At 62.3% G+C, this 21,843-nt stretch carries 27 protein-coding genes; 12 read left to right on the top strand and 15 right to left on the bottom strand.

Features of this window, described 5'->3' with window-relative positions:
• Positions 1-24 precede the first annotated feature (24 nt).
• Both EN861_RS15235 and EN861_RS15230 read right to left on the bottom strand, forming a co-directional pair.
• Positions 25-456 carry a CBS domain-containing protein gene (locus EN861_RS15235; protein WP_127280953.1) on the bottom strand — a complete coding sequence of 144 codons (432 nt, stop codon included), beginning with the start codon at positions 454-456 and terminating at the stop codon, positions 25-27.
• 87 nt (positions 457-543) lie between these two features.
• Complete coding sequence (locus tag EN861_RS15230) at positions 544-1,299, bottom strand: rhomboid family intramembrane serine protease (protein WP_135864220.1); 756 nt, start codon at positions 1,297-1,299, stop codon at positions 544-546.
• A gap of 435 nt (positions 1,300-1,734) precedes the next feature.
• Here EN861_RS15230 and EN861_RS15225 point away from each other — a divergent pair, with 435 nt between their 5' ends.
• The 4 genes from EN861_RS15225 (at position 1,735) to EN861_RS15210 (ending at position 4,810) form a co-directional block, all read left to right on the top strand.
• Positions 1,735-2,370, top strand: coding sequence for a PAS domain-containing protein (locus tag EN861_RS15225; RefSeq protein WP_127869418.1), 636 nt, complete (start codon positions 1,735-1,737; stop codon positions 2,368-2,370).
• A gap of 114 nt (positions 2,371-2,484) precedes the next feature.
• Positions 2,485-3,102 carry a PilZ domain-containing protein gene (locus tag EN861_RS15220; RefSeq protein ID WP_127281204.1) on the top strand — a complete coding sequence of 206 codons (618 nt, stop codon included), beginning with the start codon at positions 2,485-2,487 and terminating at the stop codon, positions 3,100-3,102.
• Positions 3,103-3,386: 284 nt separating this feature from the next.
• Entirely contained in the window at positions 3,387-3,995 is a 609-nt protein-coding gene (locus tag EN861_RS15215) for a transglutaminase-like cysteine peptidase (RefSeq protein ID WP_127869419.1), read from the top strand.
• A gap of 254 nt (positions 3,996-4,249) precedes the next feature.
• Complete coding sequence (locus EN861_RS15210) at positions 4,250-4,810, top strand: ankyrin repeat domain-containing protein (RefSeq protein WP_189343637.1); 561 nt, start codon at positions 4,250-4,252, stop codon at positions 4,808-4,810.
• A gap of 43 nt (positions 4,811-4,853) precedes the next feature.
• Here EN861_RS15210 and EN861_RS15205 read toward each other — a convergent pair whose 3' ends face one another.
• Positions 4,854-5,381: a gamma carbonic anhydrase family protein gene (locus EN861_RS15205; protein WP_135864217.1), complete on the bottom strand. Its 528-nt coding sequence runs from the start codon at positions 5,379-5,381 to the stop codon at positions 4,854-4,856.
• Positions 5,382-5,400: 19 nt separating this feature from the next.
• On the bottom strand, positions 5,401-5,736 hold the full coding sequence (locus tag EN861_RS15200; protein ID WP_135864213.1) for a hypothetical protein: 336 nt from the start codon (positions 5,734-5,736) through the stop codon (positions 5,401-5,403).
• Positions 5,737-5,850: 114 nt separating this feature from the next.
• Here EN861_RS15200 and EN861_RS15195 point away from each other — a divergent pair, with 114 nt between their 5' ends.
• Positions 5,851-6,582: a hypothetical protein gene (locus tag EN861_RS15195; RefSeq protein ID WP_127869423.1), complete on the top strand. Its 732-nt coding sequence runs from the start codon at positions 5,851-5,853 to the stop codon at positions 6,580-6,582.
• A gap of 54 nt (positions 6,583-6,636) precedes the next feature.
• Here EN861_RS15195 and EN861_RS15190 read toward each other — a convergent pair whose 3' ends face one another.
• Positions 6,637-6,840, bottom strand: a complete 204-nt coding sequence (locus tag EN861_RS15190) for a DUF3126 family protein (protein WP_006200852.1) — start codon at positions 6,838-6,840, stop codon at positions 6,637-6,639.
• A 145-nt stretch (positions 6,841-6,985) separates the two neighbouring features.
• A complete protein-coding gene (cysE, locus tag EN861_RS15185) occupies positions 6,986-7,834 on the bottom strand; it encodes a serine O-acetyltransferase (RefSeq protein WP_127280041.1) in 849 nt (282 codons plus the stop codon).
• Positions 7,835-7,968: 134 nt separating this feature from the next.
• Between cysE and EN861_RS15180 the strand changes: the two genes are divergently transcribed.
• The gene (locus EN861_RS15180) at positions 7,969-8,565 is read left to right on the top strand and encodes a hypothetical protein (protein WP_135864211.1); all 597 of its coding nucleotides are present in this window, start codon (positions 7,969-7,971) and stop codon (positions 8,563-8,565) included.
• Positions 8,566-8,608: 43 nt separating this feature from the next.
• Here EN861_RS15180 and EN861_RS15175 read toward each other — a convergent pair whose 3' ends face one another.
• The 3 genes from EN861_RS15175 to EN861_RS15165 are packed head-to-tail and all read right to left on the bottom strand — an operon-like array spanning position 8,609 to position 10,577.
• Positions 8,609-9,376 carry an alpha/beta hydrolase gene (locus tag EN861_RS15175; RefSeq protein WP_135864210.1) on the bottom strand — a complete coding sequence of 256 codons (768 nt, stop codon included), beginning with the start codon at positions 9,374-9,376 and terminating at the stop codon, positions 8,609-8,611.
• 17 nt (positions 9,377-9,393) lie between these two features.
• The gene (locus tag EN861_RS15170) at positions 9,394-9,957 is read right to left on the bottom strand and encodes a DUF192 domain-containing protein (RefSeq protein ID WP_135864208.1); all 564 of its coding nucleotides are present in this window, start codon (positions 9,955-9,957) and stop codon (positions 9,394-9,396) included.
• Between the two features lie 23 nt (positions 9,958-9,980).
• Positions 9,981-10,577, bottom strand: coding sequence for a cold-shock protein (locus EN861_RS15165; RefSeq protein WP_127869719.1), 597 nt, complete (start codon positions 10,575-10,577; stop codon positions 9,981-9,983).
• A 217-nt stretch (positions 10,578-10,794) separates the two neighbouring features.
• Here EN861_RS15165 and gloA point away from each other — a divergent pair, with 217 nt between their 5' ends.
• Both gloA and EN861_RS15155 read left to right on the top strand, forming a co-directional pair.
• A complete protein-coding gene (gene gloA, locus EN861_RS15160) occupies positions 10,795-11,235 on the top strand; it encodes a lactoylglutathione lyase (protein ID WP_127280045.1) in 441 nt (146 codons plus the stop codon).
• Positions 11,236-11,367: 132 nt separating this feature from the next.
• A complete protein-coding gene (locus EN861_RS15155) occupies positions 11,368-11,661 on the top strand; it encodes a DUF2218 domain-containing protein (RefSeq protein WP_135864204.1) in 294 nt (97 codons plus the stop codon).
• 46 nt (positions 11,662-11,707) lie between these two features.
• Here the strand turns inward: EN861_RS15155 and EN861_RS15150 are convergent, their stop codons facing one another.
• Together EN861_RS15150 and ilvA are read right to left on the bottom strand one after the other, a co-directional pair.
• Positions 11,708-12,262, bottom strand: coding sequence for a DUF1697 domain-containing protein (locus EN861_RS15150; RefSeq protein WP_135864203.1), 555 nt, complete (start codon positions 12,260-12,262; stop codon positions 11,708-11,710).
• Positions 12,259-13,515 (bottom strand): threonine ammonia-lyase IlvA, encoded by a 1,257-nt coding sequence (gene ilvA / locus EN861_RS15145; protein ID WP_135864200.1) that lies wholly within the window; start codon positions 13,513-13,515, stop codon positions 12,259-12,261. The genes EN861_RS15150 and ilvA overlap by 4 nt, the downstream gene beginning before the upstream one ends.
• A gap of 413 nt (positions 13,516-13,928) precedes the next feature.
• Between ilvA and EN861_RS15140 the strand changes: the two genes are divergently transcribed.
• Positions 13,929-15,002, top strand: coding sequence for an alpha/beta hydrolase (locus tag EN861_RS15140; protein ID WP_127869430.1), 1,074 nt, complete (start codon positions 13,929-13,931; stop codon positions 15,000-15,002).
• A gap of 136 nt (positions 15,003-15,138) precedes the next feature.
• Positions 15,139-16,299, top strand: a complete 1,161-nt coding sequence (locus EN861_RS15135; RefSeq protein WP_127869431.1) for an alpha/beta hydrolase — start codon at positions 15,139-15,141, stop codon at positions 16,297-16,299.
• A gap of 24 nt (positions 16,300-16,323) precedes the next feature.
• On the opposite strand, the gene ade is transcribed toward EN861_RS15135, so the two are convergent.
• Positions 16,324-18,141 (bottom strand): adenine deaminase, encoded by a 1,818-nt coding sequence (gene ade / locus EN861_RS15130; RefSeq protein ID WP_135864198.1) that lies wholly within the window; start codon positions 18,139-18,141, stop codon positions 16,324-16,326.
• Positions 18,142-18,312: 171 nt separating this feature from the next.
• Between ade and EN861_RS36290 the strand changes: the two genes are divergently transcribed.
• Positions 18,313-18,456, top strand: coding sequence for a hypothetical protein (locus EN861_RS36290; protein ID WP_245512035.1), 144 nt, complete (start codon positions 18,313-18,315; stop codon positions 18,454-18,456).
• Between the two features lie 735 nt (positions 18,457-19,191).
• Here EN861_RS36290 and EN861_RS15120 read toward each other — a convergent pair.
• Positions 19,192-19,389 (bottom strand): hypothetical protein, encoded by a 198-nt coding sequence (locus EN861_RS15120; protein ID WP_127280503.1) that lies wholly within the window; start codon positions 19,387-19,389, stop codon positions 19,192-19,194.
• A gap of 266 nt (positions 19,390-19,655) precedes the next feature.
• Between EN861_RS15120 and EN861_RS15115 the strand changes: the two genes are divergently transcribed.
• A complete protein-coding gene (locus tag EN861_RS15115) occupies positions 19,656-21,290 on the top strand; it encodes a M20/M25/M40 family metallo-hydrolase (protein ID WP_189343636.1) in 1,635 nt (544 codons plus the stop codon).
• Between the two features lie 58 nt (positions 21,291-21,348).
• On the opposite strand, the gene EN861_RS15110 is transcribed toward EN861_RS15115, so the two are convergent.
• A complete protein-coding gene (locus tag EN861_RS15110) occupies positions 21,349-21,552 on the bottom strand; it encodes a hypothetical protein (protein WP_127280505.1) in 204 nt (67 codons plus the stop codon).
• On the bottom strand, positions 21,549-21,815 hold the full coding sequence (locus tag EN861_RS15105; protein ID WP_127280506.1) for a hypothetical protein: 267 nt from the start codon (positions 21,813-21,815) through the stop codon (positions 21,549-21,551). Before EN861_RS15105 ends, EN861_RS15110 begins: the two co-directional genes overlap by 4 nt.
• Between the last annotated feature and the right edge of the window lie 28 nt (positions 21,816-21,843).

The following is a 21,843-nucleotide window of genomic DNA, read 5'->3' as shown; positions in this document are numbered from 1 at the left end:
CCGGCCGGCGGCTTCTTTCACAGTTCAGGCGGTGGCGATGTAGGCGCGTATTTCCTCGGCCTCCCGCTCGACGTCCTCGATGCGGCGCTTGACCACGTCGCCGATGGATACGATGCCATCCAGCAGGCCGTCCTTTTCCACCGGCAGATGGCGGAAGCGGCCCCGGGTCATGATCTCCATCACCTCGTTGACGGTGTGGTTCTCATTGCAGATCTTCACCTTCGGCGTCATGGCCGAGCGCACCGCGATGTCGAGCGCGGCGGCTCCTTCCTTGGCGATCACCCGCACGATGTCGCGCTCGGAGAGGATGCCGACGATCTTGCGATCGCCATTGGTGATGACCAGTGCGCCGATCTTGTGTTCTGTCAGGATGCGAATGGCTTCGCTGAGTTTTTCGTTGGGCCCGAGCGTCAGCACGTCATGGCCCTTGCTCTCGAGAATTGCCTTAACTGTCATGGCGTCCTCCTCTACTTTGCCAACCGGTTCCTGACCTGACCGGTTTTCACATAAGAGTGAACATCGTGCGCCGTGATGGGTTGCATTTCAAGTGTGGTCGGGGGCTTCCCATTCAGGCGCTTGCCATCCCCTGTCGAACCAGCGCAGGCCGAAGAAGCCCGCGACAAAGCCGCCTATATGGGCCTCCCAGGCGATCTGGCCGTCCACGCCCGGCGCGAAACCGAGAAGGCCGGTGGCGAGATTGATGATCATCCACATGGCCAGGAAAATGACGACGCCGCGCGAGCGCAACACGATCGCGACCGGCAGCACCGGGCCGGCGAAAGCAGCCTTGCCGGCCGAGCGGTCGGTGTGGAAGCCAAAGCGCGCCGCGGCCCCCATCATGCCCGATATGGCGCCCGATGCACCGACCAGTGGCGCTTCTCCGTATGGATGCATGGCCCAGAAGAGCGCCACCGAGGCCAGTCCGGTGGCAGCAAAGAACGACGCGAAACGGCGCGCGCCGAGGCGATTGGCCAGCGGCGAGCCAAAGGCGGCGAGCCAGACCATGTTGATGGCGATATGGGCAAAGCCGCCATGCATGAAGGCGTAAGTGAAAGGCCGGGTGAAAAGGAACCAGTCGAAGCCGTATTGGCCGGTATAGAGGACCGGAATGAACGCCCCGTCATAGAGCAGCGTCATTTGCTGGGCGTCGTTCAGCACATATTGCTGCAGCAGATAGACGATCGCGCAGATGCCGATCACCGCCAGCACGATCGGCGGCAGGTTGAACACCGGCTCACGCGCCGGCGGCGGCATGGCTTCGGCCGGTTCGGGCTGGGACGGATTTTGCGGTTCATTCATCTGCAATCGCACTCGATGCTGGTTCAGTCCGGGGCCGGTTCGGTCTGGGGCTGGTTCGGTCTGGCCAGCATCTAGATCACCGCCGATGGAACCGCAAATGGCGAATCGTCCCGCTCCGAATCACAGGTGCGAATCAAAAAAGAAGCCGTCCAAGGTTTCCCTTGAACGGCCGGTCGAGCCCCCTGCTCCCCTAAAACTCTTGACTGAAGTGCTGCCGATCGTCGCGAAACGACCGCTTCTGGAGTGGTTTTGGTGTGCCACGCGGCTCGCCAGGCCGCAACGTAAACCACTTGTTAACCTTAACGGCCCCGACCCGTGAACAAGTGTTAACGACGCTGGCACGCTTCCTGCTCCGGAACGCATGTAGGTCATCGGAGGGCGCCCTTCTGTTCACCGATGGGACATCAGACGACAGAATGCGCGGAGCTTTTTAGTATGAACCAAAACGGATCGATCACGCTGTTCCACTATTGGAACCGCCTGCGTGACGGACGCCCCGCTCCGAAGCGATCGGAAGTCGAGCCGGCCGACATCAAGTCGCTGCTGGCCGATACGTTCATCCTGGAAAGGGACACGCGTGGTCAGCCCGTGTTTCGTCTGGCCGGCACCAGGCTCTGCGCCTGCTACGGCCGCGAACTCAAGGGGTTTTCCTTCCCGTCGCTGTGGCGCGAAAAGGATCAGCGGCTGGTTTCGCGGCTGATCCACGGGGTTTTCGACCAGAAATCGGTCGTGCTGATCATTTTCGAGGGCTTCAGCCGCAACGGCCGCTCCAACAAGTTCGAATTGCTCGCCCTGCCGCTCGATGGCGGCATTGAAAATCCGCGCTGCCTCGGCGTGATCAGCGCCGCGGAGAAGCCGTTCTGGCTAGGCGCGGATCCGATCACGGACGCCTTGATCGATTCAATACGCGTCATCGACCCGGAGAAAGAGCTGCTGAACAACCGTCCGGCGATCGACGTTCCCTCGCTCGTTCCCGACGAGATCGGGGCGCCCGACACGATCTCGGCGCTCGGCCGGGCGCGCCGCATCCGCCACCTCGTCGTCTTCGACGGCGGGCGCGAAGATAGTTGATGATCACACAGTCCCGCGGGCCTGTTTTTCCCCTTTGTTAACCCGCTTTGTTGTACTTCTCTGATGAAGTCCCTCGCATTAAGGCGCGGGATGCCAAACGGGGTGTAGGCAGTCATGAGGTCAGCGGCGGTCGACTATGCGCCGTCCCAAGCTGAAAGGCGTAACTTTCAGCGCGTCCGGGTCAAGATATACGGACGTTTCATGCTGGAGGACCGGACCGAGCACCCCTGCCAGGTCGTGGACATGTCGCCTGGCAACGTCGCGCTTCGCACCGACCGCATCGGCATGCCCGGCGAGAAAGTCATCGCCTATATCGATCATATCGGTCGCATCGAAGGTGTCTTGACGCGCACGTTGCCGGACGGCTTCGCAATGACGGTGATTGCGTCCGACCGCAAGAAGGACAAGCTCGCGGCGCAATTGACATGGCTCGCCAACAAGCACGAGCTCGACCTGCCGGAAGACCGCCGACACGAGCGCGTCTCGCCACGCAACCCGACCAGCGTGCTGCAGCTCACCGACGGCCGTCAGTATCAGTGCCGGATCATCGATCTGTCATTGTCCGGCGCCGCGATCGAGATCGAGGTCAAACCGGCGATCGGCGTCCAGGTCATGCTCGGCACGATGCGCGGCCAGATCGTTCGGCATTTCGAAGATGGCGTCGCCATCGAATTCGCCGTCATCCAGCGCCCCGAAACGCTCGATTCCGAGTTCAACACGCCGCGCGCCTGATCAGGCAGCAAAGTACACCTGTCAGGCCGGCCCTCGCGGCCGGCTTTTTGATTCCGGAGTGCGGGATCGATGCGTCCTCGGGGCGACAGGTCGCCATAGTCAGATAGGGCCCGCGCGAGGCCCAATTCGCCGATAAACCAATCCCGCAATCCGAACAATTCAATACTCAAATGATTCAAATTTTATGTTTATTCTACGGGCGTTTTACTTAAAATCTACTCCGTGCTTTTGCGTCAAATAAATCCACATGTGGCAATGTCTCCTTCGAACGGGGAGACTGAATAATGAAAAGAACGAGGGGCAAGCTGTTGCTGGTGGCAATGGCGATGCAGTTTTCCGCCTGGGGATCAGCATATGCCGCGGGACCGGCCTACATGCATACCGGCGGACGCACCACGCAGCCTGTTGGCCACTATGAATTCTGCCAACGCATCCCGGGCGAATGCAACGAAAAGACCCCCAAGGGAGAACCGGTCGACCTGACCCGCAAGCTCTGGGCGTCGATCGTCAGCATCAACAATTCGGTCAACACCCGCGTCAAGCCGCGCACCGACATGGAAAACTACGGTGTCGAGGAATACTGGGCCTACCCGGACAGTGGCTATGGCGATTGCGAGGACTACGCGCTGGAAAAGCGGCGCGAGCTGATGAATGTGGGCGTGCCCGCCGGCGACCTTTTGATGACGGTTGCGCGCCAGCCGAACGGCGACGGCCATGCGGTTCTGACCGTGCGCACCAGCCTCGGCGAGTTCATCCTCGACAATCTGGAAACCAAGGTGCTGTCCTGGACGGACACCGACTACACCTATCTCAAGCGTCAATCGACGGAAAATTCCGGCGTTTGGGTAACGATCAACGACGGCCGTTCCGACGCGGTCGCCAGCGTCCGCTGAGGACGCCAACAAGGTCAGGCGCGTTGCACGGCTGCGACGCGCTCAACGAGAAACCCGGTCGAGTCCCCACCCTCCCCGTCCCCAACGACCGGGTCAAAGGAGCCGGCCCCGTCCCCGGGCCGGCTCCGCCATTTCTGTAGGGAAGATGCTAAACTGACCCGATGACACGTGGCGCATCGCGCCGCCCCCGCCTTTCCACGCACAACAGATCGATGCACAATCGGGCCGTTGGTTTCGTTTCCTGGGTCACATTGATGCTGGAAATCCCGGAAGATCGATGCGAGCGCCATCGCCTATTCAGGGCGATCGACGACGCCTTCAAGGCCGGTGACTTCGACGAACTCGGCAAAGCCTTGGGCGACTCGCCTCGCTGGTTCGACGAGCGCATGCCGTTCGAACTCGGTCTTGGCAATCCGCTGGAATATGCGATCTACTGGAGCCCTCTCGGCTTCGTCGCAACGCTGATCGAAGCCGGATCGAGCCCGAACTACGAAGATCATGCCGGATTTCCCCCGATCATCGCGGCGCTGTCCACCGAACGCGCGGACAAGCTCGACATCATCCGCATCCTCGTCGATCACGGCGCCGATCCCAACATGCGGGGCGTCAACGACTGGACGCCGCTTCACTATGCGGTGGCCATCCGCAGCGTCGAGGCGATCCGCCTGCTTCTCGCCGCCGGCGCCGACCCGACGCTCGAAACCCGTATCGATGACTACACGACGGCCCTTGAGGAGGCCGACAAAGCCGGCTTTGAAGCCGGAGCTTCGTTGCTGCGCGATGCGACGGCCAAGCGACGCTCCAAGGGACGATGAGTTGCAGCGACGAACCGGGCGACACCCATCGCCAAAGCCGGCTTCAGACCTTTTTCAGCCCCGCCTTGAAGCGCCCGGCGTTGGCGACGTAGTGCGCGGCGGAGCCACGCAGCCGCTCGACCGCCGCGTCGTCCAGCACCCTGATCGCCTTTGCCGGTGAACCGACGATCAGCGAATTGTCCGGGAATTCCTTGCCTTCGGTGACCAGGGCGCCGGCGCCGACCAGTGAATTCTTGCCGATCCTGGCGCCGTTCAGCACGATGGCGCCCATGCCGATCAGGCTGTTGTCACCAATCGTGCAGCCATGCAGCATGGCGCGATGGCCGATGGTGCATCCTTCGCCGATGGTCAGCGGAAAGCCGGGATCGGTGTGCATAACCGTGTGTTCCTGCACATTGGTGCCGGCGCCGATGACGATGGGCTCGTTGTCGCCCCTGATGACGACGCCGAACCAGAAGCCGGCATTGCGGCCGATCCTGACGTCGCCAATCAGCGTGGCGTCGGGCGCGATCCAGTTCGAATCCGCATCGGCGAAGCTGGGCTCGGTTCCATCGATCGCATAAAGCGGCATTGTCGGTCTCCGAATCGTCTCAGGCTGGAAACCCTAGGAGACGGACCGCCCAGGAAGCAATGGCGAGCACGACGTTGCCCAGGGCCAGCGACCAGGCAATAGCGGTGCAGCCACATGACAGGAGCGCCACTGTCGAAATGCGGTCCTGGCGCCGCGCATCGAGGGCTTCGTTGACCAGCATGAACGGCCCGGCACCGGCAGTGACAGCCAGCGAGCGCAGCACATGCGAGGGCGACACATAAGGCTCAGCGAAGGCGACCTTGCGACCCGATACCAGTTTCATTGTCGAGCCCGTCAGGCCGCAAACCGTCAGCCCGACGACAAAAGCGAACAGCAGGAGTTCCATCTGGGCCATATTAACCCTCCATTTACCATGAAATCGCACAGTCGTTTCAGGAAGGCTGCAAGAGCCGTGCCGTGCGATGTGTGCCGCCGCGGGGCACCCGGATGGTGATGGACGAGGACCGAGATGAAGCAGGCAGCGATCGCCGACGGCCCAGAACTCACCGTGGTCGATTCCAAGCTGATGAAGCGGGTGTTCTACGCGTTCGCGGCTCTGGCCTTGCTGTCGATAGCCATCAGCCTTGGCGGTAAATGGTTCGGCCGTTCCATTGCCATGGCCGGATACACCGACGACGCGACCGTGCGCGAGGTGGTGATCGGCCACAACATCATCACCGTGCCGGCCAATTTCATCAGGTTCGAGCCAGCCCGGCGCGACGGCATCGCCTCGCGCCTCGACCTCTATCTGCGCTATCCCCAGATGGACGGCTACAGCGAGGCGTCGCGCGATGATTTCAATCACGCCGGAGCCAACAGGAACATCATCTTCCTGTCCTTCGAGCAGCAGATGATGTCGCGCGACATGAGTGGCCGGTTCGCGCCAATCTACAGCGCGTTGATCGTCCAGCCCGGCATTCCAGGGCTTGGCGGCACGACGGTCTATGGGTTCAATGAAAAATCAGGCTACATGAACGAGGTGCTGGTCGTCGGCAAGCGCGCGGGCAAGGACCCCTTCGTGGCCCGCTGCCTCAGCGGTCCTAGCGCCAGCGAATCGCTGGCTCCCTGCGAGCGGGACATCCATGTCGGGGATGATCTCAGCCTTACCTACCGCTTCCCAAGGGAATTCCTCGGCGACTGGCAGACGCTGGACGCGGCGATCACGGCCGAGGCAGGGCTGCTCCTCAAGGCCAGACATTGACCGGCTGAAAGCGGGCCGGCCGCGCTCGACGCGGCCTGCCGTGGCATTGCGGGCTCAGGCCAGGTCGATGTCCAGGATCGCCATCGAGAAATTATAGTCGCCGTCGTCCTCGTCCTTGAAGACGATGCCGAGGAATTCGTCGCCGACATAGACCTCGGCCGAATCTTCCTTGCGTGGCCTTGCCTTGACCTCAAGCTTGGGGTTCTGGAAGACGCGCTTGAAATAGGCGTCCAGCTTTCTGATTTCGTCCGGCTTCAACAGTCTTCTCCGATCATCGGGCTTGCTCGTTTGAACGGCGCTTCTGGCACGTCGACAATGGCGATGTAAAGGCAAGCCGGTCTTATTGCACCGGAAGCGGCAATGCCGCCGGGCAAATCGCAATCATGCGGGCACTGCCAGCAAATCAGATATCGAAACTGATCACGTGATCCATCTTCTGCGACGGCAGAAGCTGGTCCATCTGGCGCGAAGGCTGGTCGCAGCCGGTCTCACCGACCACGCGGGCCGGCACGCCGGCGACCGTCTTGTTGTGCGGCACAGGCGACAGCACCACCGATCCGGCGGCAATCTTGGAGCAATGGCCGATTTCGATGTTACCGAGAATCTTGGCGCCGGCGCCAATCAGCACGCCGTAGCGGATCTTGGGATGGCGGTCGCCGCCGGCCTTGCCAGTACCGCCCAGCGTCACGCCATGCAGGATCGACACGTCGTCCTCGATGACCGCAGTCTCGCCGACGACGAGGCCGGTGGCGTGATCGATAAAGATGCCCTTGCCGATGCGCGCGGCCGGATTGATATCGGTCTGGAAGACAGCGGACGAACGGCTCTGCAGGTAGAGCGCGAAATCCTTGCGCCCGTGGTTCCACAGCCAATGCGCCAGCCGATGGGTCTGGATGGCGTGAAAGCCCTTGAAGTAGAGCACCGGCATGATGAACCGGTCGCAAGCCGGGTCGCGGTCATAATAGGCCTGGATGTCGACGCGCACCGTGGTTGGCCAGTCCTTGTCGTCGGCAAGCATCGACTTGAAGGTCTGGCGGATGAGATCGGAGCCGATATCCTGATGGGCAAGCCGCTCCGCGATCCTGTGAATGACCGCCTCTTCCAGGCTTTCCTGGTTGAGGATCGTCGAATAGAGGAACGCGGCCAGCAGCGGGTCGCGGTTGACCGCTTCCATCGCTTCGTCGCGGATCGAACGCCAGATCGGATCGACCGGCTGCAACGCGCCGTGGCGGGAAATGCTGATGCTGTTCATCGACGTCTTATCCTGCGTCCTGCTAGTCTGCCTGCTTGTCCGGCCGCACATATAAGCCAGATCATAGCACGATTGAACTCAATTTTCCTTAGTGCTGTGTCAAATGGATTTGGTTCGCAGGAATTCAAGCAGCCATGGAAAACGAACCCTTGATCGACGACGCCCTGAAAACCGAGCTTTCTGTCCTCTACCATGCCGCCGGCCGCCATTACCACAACCTCGCCCATATCGAAGCGATGCTAACGCTGGCCGGCGACTATCGAACGCTTCTGGACGACCCCGAAGCCGTCGAAGCGGCGATCTGGTTCCACGACGTCATCTACGACAGCAGAGCCAAGGACAATGAGGCGCAAAGTGCCGCGCTTGCGGAGCAAAAGCTCGCCGGCCGCACCGATGCCGGGCGCCTGAGCCGCGTCAGCGCGATGATCCTCGCCACCGCCACGCACCAGTTGCCGCTGTTCGACGACGCAGCGGCGACGCGCGACGCCAGCCTGTTCCTCGATATGGACCTGTCGATCCTGGGCGCTGACGCAGTTGCGTTCGATGCCTATGAACGGGCGGTTCGCCGTGAATATGGCTGGGTTGAAGAGCCGATGTGGCGTGCTGGCCGCGGCGCGGTGCTTAAGACCTTCCTTGCCCGACCGCATATCTTCCACACGCAGGAGTTCCAGCAGCGCTTCGAGCCGCAGGCAAGGCTGAACATGGCGCGTTCGCTGCAGGCCTTGACCTAGCTTAGTTTCGGAATCCGAGGCGCTCGTCCCAGGAACCGGCGCCTCAAAGCGGATTTTCGGCGTAGAACTCCAGCACCCGCTGCTTGAAGGTCTTGTCCCCGACGGCCAGCATATGGTCGCGGCTCTCGATGTAGAAGGCCCTGGCGTTGGGCATCAGCGCCGCGAGCTCGTCCGGCGATCCACCAATGTCGTCGATGGTACCGACCGCGATCAGCGTCGGCTGTGCGATGCGGGCGATGTCGTCCTCACCAAGCAATTCCCGCGACGTGGCGATGCAGGCGGCAAGCGCCTGGCGGTCGCTGCGGGTCTGGTCGGCGAAGGCGCGAAAAGCGCGGCCGCGCGGATGGGTGGTCGCGGACGGATCCTCGGCAAGAAGGGCGGCGGCGATCGGATCCCAATCGCCGACCCCATCGATCATGCCGATGCCCAGGCCGCCAAAGACCAGCGTCGCCACCTTGTCCGGATCGGACAGCGCCAGGAAGGCCGCGATGCGCGCGCCCATCGAATAGCCCATGACATGGGCCCGCTCGATACCGAGATGATCGAGCAGGGCTGCCGCGTCCGAAGCCATTTTCGCGGGCGTATAATCGGCCTCGTCGTAACTCTTGGATGACGCGCCGTGGCCGCGATTGTCGAAGGCGATGGCGCGATAACCGGCATCGTTGAGCGTCTTGAACCAGCCGGGCGACACCCAGTTGACATAGTGGCTCGAAGCAAAGCCATGAATCATCAGCACCGGATCGCCCGCGCCCGAGGCCGGCTGGCGGTCGAGGAAGGCAAGATCGAACCCGTCATGGGAAAAAAACTGCATGGGAGGTGATCCCCGGCTCAGTCGGAGTCGACGTTCGGAGAATCGCCCTTGTCGGCGGGCGGCATGCCAGGACCCGATGCCGTGCCGATTGCCGGATGGCGCAGCAGATCGCCGTCCGCGATGCCGTCCCTGGCGGCAGTGCCGGCCTTGAGTTCGAGCACGAAGCGGACCGGCTCGCCCGGCGACACGATCGCCTCGGATTGCGGCTCACCCTGCTTGATCGCGCGGATCCTGCCGTCCTGGCCGACAAAGATCAGATCGAGCGCCATCGGCGTGTTCTTCATCCAGAAACTGACGTCGCGCGTCTCGTCGAAGACGAACAGCATGCCATGATTGGCGGCCATGTCCTCGCGAAACATCAGGCCGGCTTCCCGCTCGGCCTCGGTATCGGCGACTTCGATCGAGAAGGAGCGTTTGCCATTCTTGGTCACGGCAACCAGCGGCGCGGGATCAACTGGAAGGATCATCGCCCGGCCATCGGCCGCGCTGGGTACCTGGAAATAGAAGAATGCGGCGGCGGCGACCATGACGGCAGCCACGGCGCACATCACGCCCGCCGTCAGCCCGTTCCTGTGTGTCATATGAAATCCTCGGCCGGTTCGCCCTAGTGCGAGACCGGCAAGGTGCCCATATCGGGGTGAATTTCGGCGGCCATAAGGCCTTTGTCACCGCGGCCGAAACGGACAAGCACGACCTGCCCCGGCCGAAGCTCGGTGATGCCGTAGCGCCGCAAGGTCTCCATATGGACGAAAATGTCCTCGGTCCCCTCGCCGCGCGTCAGGAAGCCAAACCCCTTGGTGCGGTTGAACCATTTGACCAAAGCGCGTTCGAGCCCGCTCTCCGGCGTCACCGCGACATGGGTGCGCTGTTCCTGCATTTCCGCGGGATGGACGGCGGTGGTGACATCCATGGAAAGCACACGGAAGGCCTGCAGCCCGCGCTCGCCTTGCTTCACAAGACAGACCACGCGTGCGCCTTCCAAGGCTGTCTGGAAGCCGTCCCGTCGAAGACATGTCACGTGGAGGAGGATATCGCCCGAAACACCGTCATCGGGAAGGATGAAGCCATAGCCCTTGGCCACATCGAACCACTTGATGGCACCGGCGATTTCGGCCAAGTCGGCGGCGTCGCCGCCTTCGTCGCGCGTCAAGGCGTCGCCAAGGGTATTGGCCCGCCCGGTCAAAGAGGCCTTTTCCCCCATAAGAATGCCCCCTTTATTCAAGAACACCGCAACTGATTCTTGATACCAGATTAACACCGCGGCTTCCGGTGTGTGCAAGAGCTGACGTGCCTTTTTTCACGGTTCATTGCGGGAATACCGGATTTGTTCTTTGCCGGCGCCGCCTGACGCCGGACGATTGCCCTTTGACCGGGCCGACCCTATGTTGCGCCGCAACCCAACAGATCGAGGAAAACACATGCGCTATCTGCACACCATGGTCCGCGTCGCCGATGTCGATGCCTCGCTCGATTTTTACTGCAACAAGCTCGGGCTGAAGGAAGTTCGCCGCTATGAAAACGAGCAGGGCCGCTTCACGCTGATCTTCCTGGCCGCATCCGAGGACGAGCAGAGCGGCATCGCCGACAAGGCGCCGCTGGTCGAACTCACCTACAACTGGGATCCTGAAGACTACAAGGGCGGGCGCAATTTCGGCCACCTTGCCTACGAGGTAGACGACATCTACGCCACCTGCCAGCGACTGATGGACAATGGCGTCACCATCAACCGGCCGCCGCGCGACGGCAACATGGCCTTTATCAGGTCGCCGGACGGCATCTCCATCGAGCTTCTGCAGAAAGGCCCCGCCAAGGCCAAGGCAGAACCGTGGGCGTCGATGGCGAACACCGGAAGCTGGTAATCGATCACCCTTTTGGAGTGACCGGCGGCCACTCCGTGATGTTTCGCTTGGTGGTGCCTATCTATCCGGCTATGGCGCCTGCCGTGAAAAGCGGCGCTACGTCACGAGATTGAGCTTCGGAGAACCCCCTTCATGCCGACCAGCCATGCCAATGTCACCACGGCGCACGCGAGCCGCTATCTGCAGCAGTTGTGCAAACATTGGGCGCACAAGTTTCCCGTCGAGTTCGACCCCAACCACGGCGTCATCGACCTTTCACTCGGCCGCACGATCATGGACGCCGACGGGGCAGCGCTGCACATCACGGTATCGACCGACGAAGCCGCTTCGATCGAGCGGCTCGAAAGCGTCGTTGCCGACCACATCAAGCGCTTTGCGTTCCGCGAAGAACTGGCCTTCGACTGGAAACGCGCCGAGGCGGCGTAGTTCTTTCTGCGTGTCGCCGCCGCGCATTTCCGGCGAGACGCATGGATCAATCGCTATCGGACTTGCGCGCCATCTCCAGCAGCGCCAGCACCGAGCGCCAATTCCGGGCCGTGCCCGGCACTTTCAACGTGCGTGGAATGAGGTTGGCGAACACCGATTTGCCAAGCCCGTCCGGCGCGCTGAGATAAAGGACGTCGCTCTTGACCTCGAAGCGCTCGGGCCCGATGCATTTTTCGGCCAGCCGCGCCACCTCATCGGCGGTCGGCTCACGCTCCAGCGCGTAGGCATGGAGCTTCGTGTGGTCGGCGGCCGCTTCCGGATAGGGATTTTCGCGCACCAGCCGTTCGAACCATCCGAAATCGCGCACCATGATGCGCGAATGGAAACCCCATTTTGCCTCAAAAGCCGCCTCGATTCGCTTGGTCAGCGCCGCCGCGTCGCCCTTGTCGGACCGGAATACGGCATTGCCGCTCTGCACATAGGTGGAGACGGCGGAAAAGCCGAGATCCTCGAAGAACGACCGCAGCTCGGCCATCTTGACGATGCGGTTGCCGCCGACATTGATGCCGGAAAACAGGGCGATGAAGACCTTTCCGCTCATATGATGAAACCCGCCAGTGTTTCGTTGTCGGTGATGTCCTGATACTGGACGCCCTCGGCCTCGAAATTCGCCTTGAGCAGATCGAAATTGCGGCGATCCTTGGTTTCGATGCCGATCAGAACCGAGCCGAAGTTGCGCGCCGACTTCTTCAGATATTCAAAGCGCGCGATGTCGTCATCCGGACCCAGCATTTCGAGGAAGTCGCGCAAAGCGCCCGGCCGCTGCGGGAAGCGGATGATGAAGTACTTCTTCAGGCCTTCGAAGCGCAGCGCCCGTTCCTTGACATCCGGCAACCGCTCGAAATCGAAATTGCCGCCTGACACCACAGCGACAATGGTCTTGCCCCGGATTTCCTTCCTCGAAAAATCCTTCAGCGCATCGATCGCCAACGCGCCGGCGGGTTCCAGGACAACGCCTTCGATGTTGAGCATCTCGATCATGGTCGCGCAGAGCCGGTTTTCCGGGATCAGCCGCACGCTGTCGGCGGCAAACTCCTTGAGATAGCGCAAAGGTTCGCGGCCGATCTCGGCGACCGCCGCGCCGTCGACGAAGTTGTCGACCTTGGCGAGCCTCAGCCGTTTTCCGGCCGCAAGGCTCTCGCGCAGGCTCGGCGCACCGGCCGGCTCGCAGAAGACGAACCGCGCGTCGCGACCCTGATCGGCGAAATAGTGCGTCACCCCGGCAGCCAGACCGCCGCCACCCACCGGAAGCATGACGATGTCGGGCATGCGCCCGCCCGGCATCTGGTCCGCGATTTCATAGGCGACCGTTGCCTGGCCCTCGATGATGTCCTTGTGGTCGAACGGTGGCACCATATGGGCACCGGAGCTTTCGGTGAATTCGAAGGCGGCGCGGTAGCAATCGTCGAAAAAGTCGCCGACCAGCCTGATCTCGACGAAGTCGCCGCCAAACAGCCTGGTCTTGTCGATCTTCTGCTGCGGGGTGGTCACCGGCATGAACACCACGCCCTTCTTGCCGAAATGGCGGCAGACGAAGGCAAAGCCCTGCGCATGGTTGCCTGCGGATGCACAAACAAACAGCTCGGCTTGGTTGCCTTCGCCAAGCGCCTTGCGGAAGAAATTGAACGCGCCACGGATCTTGTAGGACCGCACGGGGCTCAAATCCTCGCGCTTCAACAGCACCCGCGCGCCAGTCTTTTTCGACAGATAGTCATTTTCCTGCAGCGGTGTCTGCGGGAAGATCTGGCGGATCGCGGAGGCGGCGGTGGCGACGCGCGCGGAAAAGCTGGTCATGGCAAGATCATCCCGGATCGCCCGCGGGCGAGTTAGACAATAACCCTATTACACATCCGGAACCCTATTACACATCCAGCTCCGCAAGACCATTGCCCGGTCGAGCCCGTGCCTGCAACGGCGCCTTCCCGAAATGCTTGCAAGCACTTGCGAATGTTTGTTCACGCTTTTTGATCGAGCCTAGCCGGGCATCGTTGGACGCCCGAAGTCGACATCCGGCGGGATGCAGGCCCCTGCCTTCCGCCACGTTGCGGCCTTCCTGCCGCTTTGGCTTTCGCGCAACACTGCGATGACCGTCACGAGGCGCCGACCGCATTTTGGCTGGACATGACTTACTTCCGCCGCACTTCGCCTGCTGGGGAGATATCGCGGAGGGTGGATGGCCCTTTTTGGGCTCGATCGGAATTTTTGACGTGCATTTGAAGACGATTTGCATTCTAGCGCTCGCCTTGCTGGTGGCAGGCTGCGGCGGCCGCAAAACCGAGGAACTGCTCGGCAGCGCGGTCATGTCCGCGCCGGTGACGGAAATCGCGGGCAACCACTCGATCTTCATCGCCACGACGCGCAAGAAATCCGACGATCCCAACAAGGTTTTCGACGGCGAACGCTCGGCGACGCTGAACTACGCCCGCGTCAACGTCACCGTTCCGGGAGTCCACACGACCGGCCAGATCGAGCGTCGCTCACGCGGCAAGTCGGATGATCCGGCCAAATATTTCATGGCTTCCGAGGTCGTCGGCTACGATACCCAACCGAAATTCTCCAGCGCGCTCAACGCCGACATCGCGGCGCGCGGCGGCCGGGTGATGGTCTTCGTCCATGGCTACAACACCGGTTTCGACGACGCCGTCTATCGCCTGACCCAGATCGTGCATGATTCCGGCTATCCCGGGACACCGGTGTTGTTTTCCTGGGCCTCGGGTGCCAAGACCACCGACTATGTCTATGACAAGGAAAGCGCCAGCGCCGCCCGCGACCAGCTCGAAGTGACCCTGCGAATGCTGCAGCAGTCCGGTGCGCGGCGCATCGACATTGTCGCGCATTCGATGGGAACCTGGGTGACCATGGAAACGCTGCGCCAGATGGCCATCAGCGGCGACCGCGACCTCGGCGGCAAGCTTGGCGATGTGGTGCTGGCCTCTCCCGACATCGATGTCGATGTGTTCAAGAGCCAGATGCGCCGCTACGGCAAGCCCGACAAGCCGTTCATCCTGCTGTTGTCGGACGATGACCGGGCGCTCAGGCTCTCCGGCCTGATCGCCGGTTCGCGGCCGCGCGTCGGCGACTACAAGGATGCCGCCGATCTTGCCACCTATGGCGTGACGGTAGTCGATCTCTCAAAGGTCAAGGGCAGCGACAGCTTCAACCATACGAAATTCGCCGACAATCCGGCCCTGGTGAAGATGATCGGCCAGCGGCTGCGCGAGGACGATGGTTTCGCCAGCGATCGGGACGTGACCGACCGCATCAGCCTGCTTGGGCAATAGATGCGGCGCAGCGGATTTCGCCGTGCACCATTGCCGAGCCATCAATCCACTTTGAACTGGACCGCGCCGGCCTCTGGCCTTATCGGAATAGTCAGTGACGTCATGCGTTTGACGTCCCCGCTGCGGGAGCCGACGTGTGACTGTGCGTTTGAAGGGTTTGCTCGTCCTCGCATTTGCGCTCGCCATCGGCGGCTGCGCCGGCCCTACGCATGACCTCCTCAACAAGACCACCATCGCCGCACCGGCTTCGGACATCGCGGCCACGCATGAGATTTTTGTTGCGACGACGCGCCAGAAGGCAACGAAGGATCCGCGGCAGGTGTTCGATAGCGATCGTTCCCTGACCACCAGCTATGCCCGTGTCGACGTCACCGTTCCGAGGAGCCATCAGGTCGGCGCCATCGAGCGGGCCAAGGGGACCGCCAACAGCAATCCGGCCAAGGACTTCACAGCCAAGGATGTCACCTACTATGAAGGCGCGCCGCAATTCGCCAAGGCGGTCGGCGCCGACATCACCATGCGCGGCGACCGCGCGCTGGTCTTCGTGCATGGCTTCAACAATGGTTTCGACGACGGCATCTACCGGCTGACGCAGATCGCCCACGACACGAAATATCCGGGTACCCCGGTGCTGTTCTCATGGGCCTCGAGCGCCAAGACAACAGGGTATCTCTACGACAGGGACAGTGCCAATGCCGCGCGCGACGACCTCGAGGCAACGCTCAGGATGCTTGCCAAGACTCGGGTCAAGAGCATCGACATCATCGCCCATTCAATGGGCACCTGGTTGACGATGGAGGCGCTGCGCCAACTCGCCATCACCGGCGACCGGGATCTCGGCGGCAAGCTCGGCTATGTCATCTTGGCCTCGCCGGACATCGATGTCGACGTGTTCAAGAAGCAGATGATCCGCTACGGCAAACCTACCAAGCCCTTCGCCATCCTGCTTTCAGGCGACGATCGGGCCCTGAAGCTGTCGTCCCTCATTTCTGGCGACAAGCCGCGAGTCGGCGATTACGGCAATGCGGCGGACCTCGCCTCCTATGGCGTGGCCGTGGTCGACCTGACCAAGACGAAGGGCGGCGACGGCGGCCTCAACCACGCCAAATTCGCCGACAACCCGTTCCTGGTGCAATTGCTCGGGAACAGGCTGCGCACGCCGGCCGGCCTGGCCGCGGACGAGGACCCGGCACAGCTTAGCAATATCGGTCAGGGCCTCGGAAAGGTCGTCGGCTCCGCCGCCGAAGTCATCATCACGACGCCGTTCAAGGTGCTGACCATCGCCACCGGCGGGTAGACAGCCAAGAGCGGACGGCTGGCCTCAGACGAACAGATCGACTTTCTGGAACGTCGTCACGTCGATCAGCCCGACGTCGGAAATCCTGAGCTCGGGAATGACCACCAACGCCAGCAGCGAGTGCTGCATGTAGGCGTTGTTGAGGGAGCAGCCCATCTTGCGCATCGCCTCGGTCAGTTTCTCAGCCTTGGCGGCGACGATCTCGGCGCGCTCGTCCGACATCAGCCCGGCGATCGGCATTTCGACCAGTGCCAGTTCCTTGCCTCTGGAGAACAGCACGACGCCGCCGCCGACTTCCCCCAGCCGGTTCACGGCCAGCGCCATGTCCTGCTTGTTGGTGCCAACGCAGATGATGTGATGGGCGTCATGGGCGACGCTGGAGGCCATGGCGCAGTCGGCCATGTAACCGAAACCGGAGACGAAGGCATTGGTGACGCCACCCGTGCCCCTGTGCCGCTCGACCAGCGCGATCTGGCATATGTCGTTGCGGCGATCCATGGCGACCAGCCCATCCTCGACTGGCAGGTCGGCCTCCAGCGCGCGCGTGGGTGCCTGGTTCTCGATGACGCCGATCACCCGCACCCGCACTTCGTTGGCGCCCTTGGGTGCCGCGACATCGAAATCGCCGGCCTTCAGTTTCTTGCCGAGCTTGACGGTGTTCTTCGCCGTCTTCGGATAATCATAGGCCGGAATATCGATGTCGAGCTTGCCGCCCTTGGCCAGCCTGACGCCGCGCGCATAGACCTCGTCAATGCTCATTGCGGTGAGATCGGAGACGATCAGCAGGTCGGCCAACCGCCCCGGCGCGATCGAACCGATCTCACGTTCCAGCTTGAAATGAAGGGCGGTGTTGAGCGTTGCCATCTGGATCGCGGTCACCGGCTTCAACCCCTGTTGGATGGCGTGGCGCACCACCCGGTCCATGTGGCCTTCATGGACCAGCGTGCCGGAATGGCTATCGTCGGTGCACAGGATGAAATTGCGCGGATCGATGCCGCTCTCCGTCACCGCCTTGATCTGCGAGGCAACATCGTACCAGGCCGAGCCCAGCCTGAGCATCGCCTTCATGCCCTGGCGCACGCGGGCGATGGCGTCCTCGGCGCGCGTGCCCTCGTGGTCATCCTCGGGTCCGCCGGCGACATAGCCGTGGAACGGCAGACCAAGATCGCGCGAGGCATAGTGGCCGCCGACCGTCTTGCCAGCCTTGACCGTCGCGGCGATCTCGCCCGACATCACCGGATCGTTGGCGGCGACGCCAGGGAAATTCATCACCTCTCCAAGTCCGATGATGTTTTCCCAGGTCATCGCTTCAGCGACATCGGCGACCGTCAGCTCGGCGCCGGCATGTTCAAGCCCGGGCGCCGAGGGCACACAGGACGGCATCTGCACATGCACGTTGATGGGCATGGCCACCGCCTCGTCATGCATCAGCCGCACGCCCGGCAGGCCCAGCACATTGGCGATCTCGTGCGGATCGATGAACATCGAGGTGGTGCCGTGCGGGATGACGGCGCGGCAGAATTCGGTGACCGTCACCATGCCGCTCTCGACATGCATGTGCGCGTCGCAAAGGCCGGGCACGAGATAGCGTCCGCCTGCGTCGACCACCTTGGTGCCCTGCCCGATCGTGTGGCTGGCATTCGGCCCGCAATAGGCGAAGCGGCCGCCAGATATGGCGATGTCGGTGCCGGCGATGATCTCGCCCGAATGGACGTTCACCCAGCGCCCGTTGCGGATCACGAGATCGGCGGGTTTGCGGCCCATCGCGACATCGACCAGATCGGTCGCCATTTCGGTCCACGGTTTGGGTTTCGTCGCACGGGCGGGCGGCTTCCTGGCCATCAAAGACTCCTGTTTGCCCGACTGTGCCAAGCCGACGGCGTTTTGGCCAGCGAGGAAGCGTGGATTTGCCCGGAGATCGCCGGATCGGCGCCGAAGCCGACCTCAGCTATTCCTCGATCGACGGCACGGTGGAACTCGGCGGGCCCGGAAATGTCGTAGGCGATTGATCGTGTGCTGGTCTACGGCATAGGCGGCGTCGCCCTCGCCGGCGTCGAGACGTCGCAAGATGCGGGCACCGCCTTCTCAGACGCACGCACCACCGTCGGCTGGACCGTCGGTGTCGGCGTCGATTACGCGCCGACCGACAAGTTCTGAGCGTCGCCACCGGCGTTGCCCAACAAGCTGCGCTCAGACCAGTCTTGGCGGAAGTGGGGGGCGGCCGGCGTCCCCAGTGGGCGGGGGAATGGGTTGGGCCTGAGAGGCGCCGGCCATGGCGGATCAAGTCCGCCGCGCAGATATTTACCGATGCCCACGGCGCGGATAATTCCGTGATCGCGCCAGTATCGTTGCGCGATCTCCTCTGGGTTGCGTGTTCAGGCACCGCAGAACACGACTTGACGGGCTGTGTCTGGCATCTGAAAAGGGCTGGGCTGCGGACGTGGCGGAATTGGTAGACGCAAGGGACTTAAAATACGGCTCCGGCAATCCCGATGTGTCCGTAAAGGTCCCGACCAGCTCGGTTTTCCGGTAATTGTCTAATCTCGATAGCCGCTTGCGTACCTCTACGTCCCTGCCCCTCATCGCCCGTCCGGTGCCAATTGCGGTGCCAATTTTTTCCTGCGAGTATCTGCATGAGGCGCATCAGCGGGTTGCGATAGCACCGATGCCGGTGGCGAGGGAAGGGGTTTGGACAAGCAAAGACATAATCCCCAAAGTCATCGCGACAGGGTTTCAGAATTGGCAGACTGTTGCCTGCGCGGCCATACTTGTTGGGTGTCGCCCAGGCGCCCCGCTCCGCGCCTTTTCCGCAAGCCCGCGCTTCTGTTGCCTGCGGCATATGCGCGGCCTTGTCAGTATTTCGATTGCTCCCGGCGTGGCATTTGTCGCATTCTATTTGTTGCGCCTGGTCGTGAGCGCATCGCCCAGGTCGTGCTTGTCGGGATCCTTCAGGTTTTCGCCCGCTGCGTCACGATCTTCAGCCGGATCATCCTTCGCCGGCAAATAACCGCGAGGACGGTTTTCCGGCGGGCCTTCCCAGCGTGGCTTCTGATCGGTGCTGCCGGGAGGGCCATTGTCGCGTGAGGTCATATAATCTCCCTAGATTGTGGAGATCTGGATTGGTCAACCGTGTTTGACTTGCCTGGTCGACGGCCCGCATCTCCTGGAACGGGATGCTGCCCAACCAGCCACCGAGCGAGTTGTTCCAATCGCAGGCCAGATAATCAGCATCCACATTCCGACAACGAGGTATCGACAGGGGAGACTTGCCGCTGCTAGGCCCAGCCGGTCGCGCTCTTGAAGGAACAAGCTAGCCGACGCTAAACTCGACCTCTCGAAGCATGTCGGAGACGGTGATGAACGGTGGAGCAAAAGAGGGCTTGCCCGCCTGCGCCGAACGCTGGGCGCTCGCCCTGACCGAGCGCAGGAGCGTCACCGGGAGCGAGGATGAAGCATCGTTCGGGCCATGGCTTGCCGGCAAACTTCGCCAAGAGACAGCCTTTCGCCATGCGGAAATCTGGACGATCGAGGTCGAGCCCGGAGACGGCCGACACTGCGTGGCGATGCTGCTGCGCGGAGGTGGCCGGGCCACTGTGGTGCTGACGGGACATTACGACACCGTCACGACGCGCGACTATGGCGAGCTTGAGGATCTCGCGACCCGGCCGGGCCTGCTCACGCCTGCGCTCGGCAAGACCCTGGCCACAGCCGAGACGGCCGCCGCCCGACGCGCACGCGTCGATTTTGCCTCCGGAGAGTTTCTCGCCGGACGCGGTCTGCTCGACATGAAGGCGGGCCTTGCCGCGGGATTGGCCGTCTGCACGCAATTCGCGGAGAGCATCAATCCGGCGGGGAACATCTTCTTCCTCGCCGTACCCGATGAAGAGAACAACTCGGCCGGCGCGCGCAGGGCGGCGCAGGCTCTTCCTACCATCGCCGACGAATGCCAACTGGAATTTGCGGCCGCGATCAATCTCGATGCGATCGCGGACGATGGCGACGGCAGTAAGGGGCGAATCATCGCGCTGGGCACTGTGGGCAAGCTGCTGCCGACGGCTTATGTTGTCGGCGTTCCCGCCCATAGCGGTTTTCCGCTGAATGGCTTGAATGCCGCGACGCTGGCTGCCGCGATAGCCACGCGTGTGGAATGGGCGCCGGAGCTGACCGATCAGTCCCGGTCGGAGCCCGGCACGCCGGCGAGCCTGCTCAGCATTCGCGACGGCAAGGCCGGCTATGACGTGACGACACCGGCAAGCGCCTATGCCAGCTTCAATGTACTGAGCTATCGCAGGACACCCGGCGAGGTGTTCGACCGGTTCGAACAGCTTTGCGCACAAGCGGCTTCGACTTGCCTGGGCGCTCTCAAACAGCGGCTCGGCCCGGGTAACGAGCCGGCCGCTATCGACGTAGTCGACAACATTGCCCTATACCGTTACGAGGCTGTCGCTGACCGCCTCGATGGGAAAGCCATATCCAGGGTTGGCGCACTGGGCGCGTCGCTCGCGGCCAGTGAACTTTCGCTACCTGAACAATGCCGGCTTGTCATCGAAGAGGCATGGCGGCTGAGCCGTTTGTCAGGTCCGGCGGTGGTCATAGGCTTTGGCTCCATACCTTACCTGCCAACGAACCTGTCGCAGACCCCCGCAGCCAGAAGGCTGCGCGCGATTGCCGGCGACATTGCCGCCAACGCAGACGGACTCTACGGCTGTACGATTGCTTGCGCCGATTATTTCGCCGGCATCTCCGATATGAGCTTCTTTGGTGAAGCGGCAGAATCCTCGCTCGATGTGGTCGCCCGCAACACGCCTATGTGGAGCGACGGGGTGCGCTGGCCCGCGCACCGAGGCCTTGCCAGTATCCCGACGATCAATATCGGCCCGTGGGGGCGTGATTATCACACGCCGCTCGAACGGCTGCACACTGGGTATGCGTTCAGCGTCCTGCCACGTGTTCTCAGCCAAACCTGCAGGGCCCTGCTCAACGCGGAGTGACGCAGCCCCGCCTCATATCCCTGCGTGGGCAAGGGCACAGGCCGGTTCCCGCCCGAGTTCAGGGCTTGGCTGGCTGCGTGGGCTGGGTGCCTTGCTGATCCCCGCCGGAGCTCGTCTGAGGCGTCGGATTGCTGTCGACTTTCGGATTTTTGTCGACAGGCTGACTGTTCACCGTATCGGTCTTGGACTTGGCCGGATCCGCGTTGTTCTCATTGCACCCAGCCAACGCGAAGAGCGCCGCAATTAGCAGAATCGTTCTCATTTCAAGTCCTCCTGACCTGCTTTCGGCACCACGTCGGACCAACGTCCCGTGCGGTCGAAGCGAACCGACAGGCCCTGTTTCATTGCCTTCCTGGCCAGCATGAGGTCGAGTTCCGCATCATTGACGGGGCTGCGCATGACCGACCGGATGGCATTGCAAGCCAGTTCCGTCGAGACGAAGTCACAGGTTTTGCTTCTGGCGACGACATACTGCTCGATCAGTATATCAACGCGCCTGAGGGCGATGTCTTGCGCATACTGCATCCGCGGCTCCCTTTGCCGCCGAACTGTC

The organism is Mesorhizobium sp. M8A.F.Ca.ET.218.01.1.1 (assembly GCF_004791165.1).
GTDB lineage: Bacteria > Pseudomonadota > Alphaproteobacteria > Rhizobiales > Rhizobiaceae > Mesorhizobium.
Note: the sequence above shows the minus strand (reverse complement) of the source record. Positions and strands in the feature narration are given on the sequence as shown.

Bases quoted from the DNA above. Each gene is read 5' to 3' on its own strand.
- EN861_RS15105 (WP_127280506.1), bottom strand. From the start codon at position 21,815: ATGCAGTATGCGCAAGACATCGCCCTCAGGCGCGTTGATATACTGATC.
- EN861_RS15195 (WP_127869423.1), top strand. From the start codon at position 5,851: ATGAAGCAGGCAGCGATCGCCGACGGCCCAGAACTCACCGTGGTCGAT.
- gloA (WP_127280045.1), top strand. From the start codon at position 10,795: ATGCGCTATCTGCACACCATGGTCCGCGTCGCCGATGTCGATGCCTCG.
- EN861_RS15235 (WP_127280953.1), bottom strand. From the start codon at position 456: ATGACAGTTAAGGCAATTCTCGAGAGCAAGGGCCATGACGTGCTGACG.
- EN861_RS15170 (WP_135864208.1), bottom strand. From the start codon at position 9,957: ATGACACACAGGAACGGGCTGACGGCGGGCGTGATGTGCGCCGTGGCT.
- EN861_RS15115 (WP_189343636.1), top strand. From the start codon at position 19,656: ATGAACGGTGGAGCAAAAGAGGGCTTGCCCGCCTGCGCCGAACGCTGG.
- EN861_RS15110 (WP_127280505.1), bottom strand. From the start codon at position 21,552: ATGAGAACGATTCTGCTAATTGCGGCGCTCTTCGCGTTGGCTGGGTGC.
- EN861_RS15205 (WP_135864217.1), bottom strand. From the start codon at position 5,381: ATGCCGCTTTATGCGATCGATGGAACCGAGCCCAGCTTCGCCGATGCG.
- cysE (WP_127280041.1), bottom strand. From the start codon at position 7,834: ATGAACAGCATCAGCATTTCCCGCCACGGCGCGTTGCAGCCGGTCGAT.
- EN861_RS15210 (WP_189343637.1), top strand. From the start codon at position 4,250: ATGCTGGAAATCCCGGAAGATCGATGCGAGCGCCATCGCCTATTCAGG.
- EN861_RS15215 (WP_127869419.1), top strand. From the start codon at position 3,387: ATGAAAAGAACGAGGGGCAAGCTGTTGCTGGTGGCAATGGCGATGCAG.
- EN861_RS15150 (WP_135864203.1), bottom strand. From the start codon at position 12,262: ATGAGCGGAAAGGTCTTCATCGCCCTGTTTTCCGGCATCAATGTCGGC.
- EN861_RS15155 (WP_135864204.1), top strand. From the start codon at position 11,368: ATGCCGACCAGCCATGCCAATGTCACCACGGCGCACGCGAGCCGCTAT.
- EN861_RS15225 (WP_127869418.1), top strand. From the start codon at position 1,735: ATGAACCAAAACGGATCGATCACGCTGTTCCACTATTGGAACCGCCTG.
- ade (WP_135864198.1), bottom strand. From the start codon at position 18,141: ATGGCCAGGAAGCCGCCCGCCCGTGCGACGAAACCCAAACCGTGGACC.
- EN861_RS15230 (WP_135864220.1), bottom strand. From the start codon at position 1,299: ATGAATGAACCGCAAAATCCGTCCCAGCCCGAACCGGCCGAAGCCATG.
- EN861_RS15180 (WP_135864211.1), top strand. From the start codon at position 7,969: ATGGAAAACGAACCCTTGATCGACGACGCCCTGAAAACCGAGCTTTCT.
- EN861_RS15220 (WP_127281204.1), top strand. From the start codon at position 2,485: ATGAGGTCAGCGGCGGTCGACTATGCGCCGTCCCAAGCTGAAAGGCGT.
- EN861_RS15175 (WP_135864210.1), bottom strand. From the start codon at position 9,376: ATGCAGTTTTTTTCCCATGACGGGTTCGATCTTGCCTTCCTCGACCGC.
- EN861_RS15120 (WP_127280503.1), bottom strand. From the start codon at position 19,389: ATGACCTCACGCGACAATGGCCCTCCCGGCAGCACCGATCAGAAGCCA.
- ilvA (WP_135864200.1), bottom strand. From the start codon at position 13,515: ATGACCAGCTTTTCCGCGCGCGTCGCCACCGCCGCCTCCGCGATCCGC.
- EN861_RS15200 (WP_135864213.1), bottom strand. From the start codon at position 5,736: ATGGCCCAGATGGAACTCCTGCTGTTCGCTTTTGTCGTCGGGCTGACG.
- EN861_RS15165 (WP_127869719.1), bottom strand. From the start codon at position 10,577: ATGGGGGAAAAGGCCTCTTTGACCGGGCGGGCCAATACCCTTGGCGAC.